This window comes from Mycobacterium sp. (assembly GCF_040398885.1).
GTDB lineage: Bacteria > Actinomycetota > Actinomycetes > Mycobacteriales > Mycobacteriaceae > Mycobacterium.
Window position 1 is genome coordinate 1 of sequence record NZ_JBBATF010000178.1, and the last position, 5,478, is coordinate 5,478.

Sequence of the window (5,478 nt, forward strand, 5' to 3'; positions counted from 1 at the left end):
GATCACCGGCGTTCGGATTGGTCCGGCCGTAGAAACGGAATTCGTTGGTGTAGACGCCGATTGCCACCGGATTTCCGGCAGTGACGTTGGTTTTCACCCACTTCAGGAACGAGGCGGTGTCGGTCTGGGCGGCCGTGTTGTACGTGGTCGCGGCCAGGTGCATCGCCTTGGCCGCGGCGACGTCGTTGACACCCAGCAGTAGTTGGGACCGCGCGGTGTTCTGCGGTGCGTTCCCGCTGGCCAGTGCGCGGGCGTCGTACTGGGAGACGTACTGGCCGTAGTAGAGGCCGGCGCTGACGAACGACTCCTCGCCGCAGTAGCCGTCATTGGCCAGCCACTGCTGACGTGGCGGCAGGGGATTGGCGACGGTGTTGGTCGGCTTGGGCGCCTTGGTCACCGCGGCGGCCCCGACGGCGGCCGGGCGCGTCGGCCTCGGACCGGTGACGCGGGCGGCCCGGGCCGAAGTCCCGGCCCGGGCGGCGCCGGCCGAATGCGCCGCGGTGCCGGCACCGGGGCCGTTGTCCGCGTCGGCAGCCGCAGGACCGGCGAACGCCGTGGCCAGGCACACCCCGAGCGTGCCGGCGCCCAGCCACAGGATTCTTCTCACACTCGCCTCCGTCCGGTCACAGCCTATCCGTGGACTGCGGTATATCTGGACGATGCCGATGTACACATTCGAGGGCCGATCCCCCAAGGTCGACCCCACCGCCTTCATCGCCCCGACCGCCGTTCTGGTCGGGGACGTCACCGTCGAGGCAGGGGCGTCGGTCTGGTTCAACGCGGTGCTTCGCGCCGATTACGCACCGGTGGTGATCCGGGAAGGCGCCAATGTCCAGGACGGTTCGGTGCTGCACGCGCCACCGGGCATTCCCGTCGACGTCGGTCCGGGGGCCACTATCGCCCACATGTGCACCGTCCACGGCGCCCACATCGGCGCCGAAGCGCTGATCGGCAACCACTGCACCGTGCTCGACGGTGCGGTGATCGGCGCCCGCAGTCTGATCGCGGCGCACTCACTGGTCACCGGCGGCACCCAGATTCCGCCCGGTGTCCTGGTCACCGGCGCACCGGGAAAGGTGAAGGGCCCCATCGAGGGAACCGCCGCCGAAGCGTGGGTCGACACCAACCCGCAGACGTACCGGGACCTCGCTCAGCGCTACCTGGCCGGCTTGTCCGAACCGACCACCCACATCGAGTAGTACTGCGAGCCCCCGCCATAGGCGTGGCCCAACGCCTTGCGTGCTCCCGGCACCTGATGCGCGCCGGCCTTGCCCATAACCTGAATCGCCGCCTCGGCGAACCGGATCAGACCCGAGGCCCCGATCGGGTTGGACGACAGCACCCCGCCGGAGGGGTTGATCGGTAACCGGCCGCCGATCGCGGTCTCGCCGGCTTCGGTGAGCTTCCACCCTTCACCCTCGGGCGCGAAGCCGAGGTTCTCCAGCCACATCGGCTCGAACCAGGAGAAGGGGACGTAGATCTCGGCCACGTCGATCTCGTCGATGGGGCTGGTGATGCCGGCAGCCTTCCACAGCGCGGCGGCGGCGTCCCGGCCCGCTTGCGGGTTGACCTGATCGCGACCGGAGTACGCGATCGGTTCGGTCCGTAGCGCGGTCGCGTGCACCCATGCCACCGGGTGTCCTTCGGCTACTCGCCGGTCGGCGACGGGTTCGTCGCCGATCACGAGAGCCGCAGCACCGTCCGAAGACGGGCATGTCTCGTCGAATCGGATCGGATCCCAGAGCATCTGGGAAGCCATCACCTTCTCCAGGGTGATGTCCGGCTGGTGCAGATGGGCCAGTGGGTTCTTCGCCCCGTTGAGCCGGTCCTTGACAGCCACCATCGCACCGATGTGGGCCGGCGCTCCGGAGCGACGCAGGTAGGCCCGGATGTGCGGGGCGAAATAGCCGCCGGCGCCGGCGCCGACCGGTTTGGTGAACGGGACCGGAATCGACAACGCCCACATGGCATTCGACTCCGACTGCTTCTCCCAGGCCACCGCCAGCACCCGGTGGTACTTTCCGGATTGCACCAGGCTGGCCGCCACCACACCGGTGGAGCCGCCCACCGAACCGGCGGTATGCACCCGGATCAGCGGCTTGCCGGTGGCGCCCAGCGCGTCGGCCATGAACAACTCCGGCATCATGACGCCCTCGAAGAAGTCCGGCGCCTTGCCGACGACGACGGCGTCGATGTCGTCGAGGGTCGACCCGCTGTCGGCCAGTGCTTTGTCGATTGCCTCGCGCACCAGGCCGTTCATCGACACGTCGGACCGCTGGGCGACGTACTTGGTCTGCCCGGTCCCCAGGACGGCCGCGAGCTGCTTGCCGGGCATCAGGCGTCCCTTCCTTCCAGAACGGCGACCAGATTCTGTTGCAGCACGGGGCCCTGCGTGGCGTGAGCGAGCACCCGTTGCGCCGAACCGTCGAAGATGTGCCGGGCGGCGAACCCGACGCGCTCCAATCCGGTGGAGAACATCGGGTTGGCGGCCAGCGCGCCCCCGGAGGGGTTGACCTTCGTGGACGGCTTCAGCCCGATCGCCTCGGCCAGGATCAACTGCTGATGGCTGAACGGCGCGTAGACCTCCGCCACGTCGATCGCGCCGGTGTCACCGCCGGTGGCCGCCTCGGCCGAGGCCGCCGTCGACGGCGAGGTGGTCAGATCGCGGGCGCCGAGCACCGGAGTCTCGATACGATGCTCGAAACCCGTTATCCAAGCGGGCTTTTCGCGTAGTTCGCGGGCCCGGCCTTCGGCGGCGATCACGACCACCGACGCGCCGTCGGTGATGGGCGCGATGTCGTGGCGGCGCAACGGGTCGGCGAAGAACGGCCGGCTCAGCAGGTCGTCGACACTGTCGGCCGGCTTCACCGAGTCGGAGCGTGGCGCGGCCGCAAGGGAATCCAGCGCCACCTGAGCCATCTGCTCCTGAGTCCACTTGCCGGAGTCCAACCCGAACCGCGCCTGCAGGCCGGCCATCGACACCGCATCCGGCATCAGCGGGGCAACCGTGTACGGGTCGGTCTGCAGTGCGAGGACCCGGCGCAACGTTCCGGCGCTGGACTTGCCGAACCCGTACACCAGTGCGGTGTCGACCTCGCCGGTGAGCACCTTGATGTAGGCCTCGTAAAGCGCCCACGCCGCGTCCATCTCGACGTGTGACTCGTTGATCGGCGGGACGGCGCCGATGGCGTCGATCGCGTTGAGGAAGGAGAACGCGCGGCCGGCGAGGTAGTCCGAGGACCCCGAGCACCAGAACCCGATGTCCGTCTGGCCGATGCCCAGTTCGTCGTACACCTGGTGGAAAAGCGGCATCAGCATCTCGACACCGTTGGTGGTGCCGTCGGTGCGGCGCAGGTGCGGGGCGTGGGCGAAGCCGACGACCGCAACGTCTCTCATGTGGATTCCTAAAGGTGTTGTTTGTAGCTGTCGTAGTCGGCGTCGGGCTCGCCGGTCGGCCTGAAGTAGTCGATGTTGTCGATGCCGAAATCCCGTTCCTCCCTGGGCTTCCACACCGCCTCCACGCGCATGCCCATCCGGACGTCGGCGGCGTCGATCTCGGTGACCAGGTGCAGGAACGGGATGTCGGCGCCGTCCAGCAGGACGTACGCCGCGACGTACGGGGGTTTGATGCGCTGCCCGGGAAACGGGATGTTGATGATCGCGAAGGTCGTCACGATGCCCTTGTCGGGAAGTTCGACGAACTGGTCGAGTTCGCGTCCGGTGGCGGGGTCGGCCTCCCGTGGCGGGAAGTACACCTTGCCGTCGTCTCCGGACCGGGCGCCCAGCAGTGTGCCGTTCCGCAGGGCGCGCAGGAAGATGCTCTCCGGCCGCGATGCGCTGTGCTGCACTCTGAGGAACTCCGGCACCATCACGATCGAGATCGGGTCGCGGTCATCGGTTGTGTCGGCAACCGGTTCCGGGGTTTCCCCCGGGGCGAAGCAGGCGATGTCGGTGATCGCGCCGACGGGTTCGTCCACCCAGTGCGCGTGCACCCGGTCACCGGTGCGCACCGCACCGTCCACGGCGTGCAGCAGGGGGGTGTCGGCGCCGTCGAGTTTGATCAGGGCCCACGCGAACGGCCGGTCCAGCGGCTGGCCCTCCAGCGGTTCGGACTGCCAGGTCCACGACAGCACGGTCCCGACGCTGCCGACCGGCACGATCTCGGTGAGCCGCGCGCAGCTGACCGGGTCGTACTCGACGACCGGTACGTGCACCCGTCCGTCGGTGCCGCGGACCCCGACGATGCGCCGGTCGCGCAGCGCGGTGAAGAAGGCGCTCAGGATCGGGCCGACCGAACGCTTGTAGTCGAATGACAGTGTCAGCGGGGCGGTGAGAGGGGGCTCGTGGGAATCTATCAAGGCAGAGGTGCTCTGGTCGACGCTCACAGCACCGAGTAGAACAGGTTCTAAGAACGCTCGCAAGGACGGGAAGGGCACGCCGGATGAAGCTAGGCCTGCAACTCGGTTACTGGGGCGCCCAGCCGCCTGCCAACCACGCCGAACTGGTCGCCGCCGCCGACGAAGCCGGCTTCGACACCGTCTTCACCGCCGAAGCGTGGGGATCGGACGCCTTCACCCCGCTGGCCTGGTGGGGCCGGGAGACGACCCGGATGCGGCTGGGCACCTCGGTGGTGCAACTGTCGGCGCGCACCCCGACCGCCTGCGCCATGGCGTCGCTGACACTCGACCATCTCTCCGGCGGGCGGCACATCCTCGGCCTGGGCGTCTCGGGCCCCCAGGTGGTCGAGGGCTGGTACGGCCAGCGTTTCCCCAAACCGCTGGCGCGCACCCGGGAGTACGTCGACATCATCCGCCAGGTGTGGGCGCGCCAGGCCCCGGTGACCAGTCCCGGACCGCACTACCCCCTGCCGCTGAGCGGCGAGGGCACCACCGGTCTCGGCAAGGCGCTCAAGCCGATCGTGCACCCGTTGCGGGCGGACATCCCGATCATGCTGGGCGCCGAGGGCCCCAAGAACATCGCGCTGGCCGCCGAGATCTGCGACGGCTGGCTCCCAATCTTCTACTCGCCCCGGCTGGCCGACATGTACAACGAGTGGCTCGACGAGGGGTTCGCCCGGCCGGGTGCCCGGCGCCGCCGGGCGGATTTCGAGATCTGCGCCACCGCGCAGATCGTGGTGACCGAGGATCGGGCCGCCGCCATGGAGATGATGAAGCCCTTCGTCGCGCTGTACATGGGCGGCATGGGCTCCGAGGACACCAATTTCCACGCCGAGGTCTACCGCCGGATGGGCTACGCCCAAGTGGTCGATGACGTGACCAGGCTCTTCCGGTCCGGCCGCAAGGATGAGGCCGCCGGGGCGATTCCCGACGAACTGGTGGACGACGCCGCCATCGTCGGGGATGCAGATTACGTTCGCAAGCAGATCGCGGTGTGGGAAGCCGCGGGCGTGACCATGATGGTCGTCAGCCCGCGCAGCGTCGAACAACTACGAGAACTCGTCGCACTGTTATGAGGTCA

General features: G+C 68.6%; 6 protein-coding genes. 2 read left to right on the forward strand and 4 right to left on the reverse strand.

Going from position 1 to position 5,478, the window contains the following annotated elements:
- Positions 1-607, reverse strand: a 607-nt coding sequence (locus ADBZ5U_RS13970) for a hypothetical protein (protein WP_526811168.1), incomplete at its 3' end; no start/stop codon positions are given.
- A gap of 52 nt (positions 608-659) precedes the next feature.
- On the opposite strand from ADBZ5U_RS13970, the gene ADBZ5U_RS13975 reads away from it, so the two are divergent.
- A complete protein-coding gene (locus tag ADBZ5U_RS13975; protein WP_526811170.1) occupies positions 660-1,199 on the forward strand; it encodes a gamma carbonic anhydrase family protein in 540 nt (179 codons plus the stop codon).
- Here ADBZ5U_RS13975 and ADBZ5U_RS13980 read toward each other — a convergent pair.
- From ADBZ5U_RS13980 to ADBZ5U_RS13990, 3 genes are read right to left on the reverse strand one after another with little or no spacing between them, the layout of a single operon-like run.
- The gene (locus tag ADBZ5U_RS13980) at positions 1,157-2,335 is read right to left on the reverse strand and encodes a thiolase family protein (RefSeq protein ID WP_526811172.1); all 1,179 of its coding nucleotides are present in this window, start codon (positions 2,333-2,335) and stop codon (positions 1,157-1,159) included. The genes ADBZ5U_RS13975 and ADBZ5U_RS13980 overlap by 43 nt on opposite strands.
- Positions 2,335-3,402, reverse strand: a complete 1,068-nt coding sequence (locus ADBZ5U_RS13985) for a beta-ketoacyl-[acyl-carrier-protein] synthase family protein (RefSeq protein WP_526811178.1) — start codon at positions 3,400-3,402, stop codon at positions 2,335-2,337. The genes ADBZ5U_RS13980 and ADBZ5U_RS13985 overlap by 1 nt, the downstream gene beginning before the upstream one ends.
- A gap of 2 nt (positions 3,403-3,404) precedes the next feature.
- Positions 3,405-4,385 carry a Zn-ribbon domain-containing OB-fold protein gene (locus ADBZ5U_RS13990; RefSeq protein WP_526811174.1) on the reverse strand — a complete coding sequence of 327 codons (981 nt, stop codon included), beginning with the start codon at positions 4,383-4,385 and terminating at the stop codon, positions 3,405-3,407.
- A gap of 56 nt (positions 4,386-4,441) precedes the next feature.
- Here ADBZ5U_RS13990 and ADBZ5U_RS13995 point away from each other — a divergent pair, with 56 nt between their 5' ends.
- Positions 4,442-5,473, forward strand: coding sequence for an LLM class F420-dependent oxidoreductase (locus tag ADBZ5U_RS13995; protein WP_526811176.1), 1,032 nt, complete (start codon positions 4,442-4,444; stop codon positions 5,471-5,473).
- Positions 5,474-5,478: the final 5 nt, after the last annotated feature.